Here is a 1,528-nt window from a genome sequence, read left to right as displayed (position 1 = left end):
GGCGCGCTGGTCAACTGGTACGCCGGCGGGCTGCTCGCCTTCACGATCTTCTTCTACGTGGTGATCTATACGATGGGGCTGAAGCGGCGGACCGCGCAGAACATCGTGATCGGGGGCGCCGCGGGCGCGCTGCCGCCGGTGGTGGCGTGGGCGGCGGCGACGGGGTCGCTGTCGGTTGAGCCGCTGCTGCTGTTTTTGATCATCTTCTTCTGGACCCCGCCGCACTTCTGGGCGCTGGCGCTGTTCCGCTCCGACGATTATGCGCGCGCCGGCGTGCCGATGCTGCCGGTGGTCGCCGGTCCCGATGCGACGCGGCTGCAGATCCTGCTCTATACCATCGTGCTGGTGGCGATCGCCGCGGCGCCCTGGCCGCTCGGCTATTTCGACTGGGTCTATGGCGTCACCTCGCTGGTGCTGGGCGCCGGCATGCTGGTGCTGGCGATCAATGTCTACCGCCATCGCACCGGCAGCACCGCGCTGCGCGCCACGCGGCGTCTGTTCGCATTCTCGATCCTCTATCTGTTCGCGCTGTTCGCGGTTCTGCTGCTCGATGTGGTTGCAAGGACCGTCGCGCCGTTGATCTGGTAGAGGGGCGCATGAACCGATGGACAACGACAGCAAGCCGAAGCCGGAGAGGATCGTCCTCACCGAGGCTCAGAAAAAGCGTCGGCGCGAGCGCTCGATCGCGATCGCCTGGGCGGTTGGGCTGCTGGTCCTGCTGTTCTTTGCGGTCACATTCGTCAAGGGGCCGGGCGTTCTCGTCCGTCCGATGTGATTGAGATGACCGGCGCGTCGCAACATCCGCAGCATCCCGCCACGGCGGCCTCGGTCGTGCCGAAGGCTACGCCGCGCCTTGGCCGCGACGTCAAGGTCGGCGCCGCCTGCGGTCTGGTGGTCGCCCTGATGGTCGGCGCGGCCTATGCGGCGGTGCCGTTCTACAACTGGTTCTGCCGCGCCACCGGCTTCAACGGAACGACGCAGATCGCAAAGGTGGCGCCCAGTGCGGCGCCGCTGGCGCGCACGGTGGCGGTACGCTTCGACTCCAACGTCTCCGGCGGATTGCCGTGGAGGTTCGAGCCGGAGCAGACCGAGATAAATGTCCGGGTCGGCGAGGTCACCACGGTGTATTACACCGTCACCAACCAGGCGACCGGGTCCACCAGGGGACAGGCAGCCTATAACGTCACGCCGCTGACGGTCGGATCGTATTTCACCAAGATCAACTGCTTCTGTTTCACCGAGCAGACCCTGGCGCCCGGCGAGAAGCGGGAGATGCCCGTTGTCTTCTATGTCGATCCGGCCTTCGCCGCCGACAGCGAGAACGACGGCGTCAATACCATCACCCTGTCCTATACGTTCTTCCCGGTGAAGGATGCCGCGCCCAAGCCGGTGGCGGCGAGCGAGCCGGACAGGCCAGGGGGAAGTATCTGACCTTCGACGGCTGAGACGTTTTGTTTTTGAGATCAATAGGTGCCCAATACCGCCGGCACCGCTAACGGAGAGAGACCGCAAATGGCTACGGCGCAAG

At 65.4% G+C, this 1,528-nt stretch carries 3 protein-coding genes; all 3 read left to right on the top strand.

The window, feature by feature from the left end; all coding sequences use genetic code 11:
- The coding region (locus BGO16_RS06140; RefSeq protein WP_292617710.1) for a protoheme IX farnesyltransferase at positions 1-588 on the top strand (588 nt) is incomplete at its 5' end.
- Positions 589-604: 16 nt separating this feature from the next.
- Positions 605-775, top strand: coding sequence for a CoxF protein (locus BGO16_RS06135; protein WP_292617709.1), 171 nt, complete (start codon positions 605-607; stop codon positions 773-775).
- 5 nt (positions 776-780) lie between these two features.
- On the top strand, positions 781-1,431 hold the full coding sequence (locus BGO16_RS06130) for a cytochrome c oxidase assembly protein (protein WP_292617708.1): 651 nt from the start codon (positions 781-783) through the stop codon (positions 1,429-1,431).
- The last annotated feature ends 97 nt before the right edge of the window (positions 1,432-1,528 follow it).

The sequence above is a fragment of the Nitrobacter sp. 62-23 genome, from assembly GCF_001897285.1.
GTDB lineage: Bacteria > Pseudomonadota > Alphaproteobacteria > Rhizobiales > Xanthobacteraceae > Nitrobacter.
This window is presented reverse-complemented; position numbering and strand designations above follow the sequence as displayed.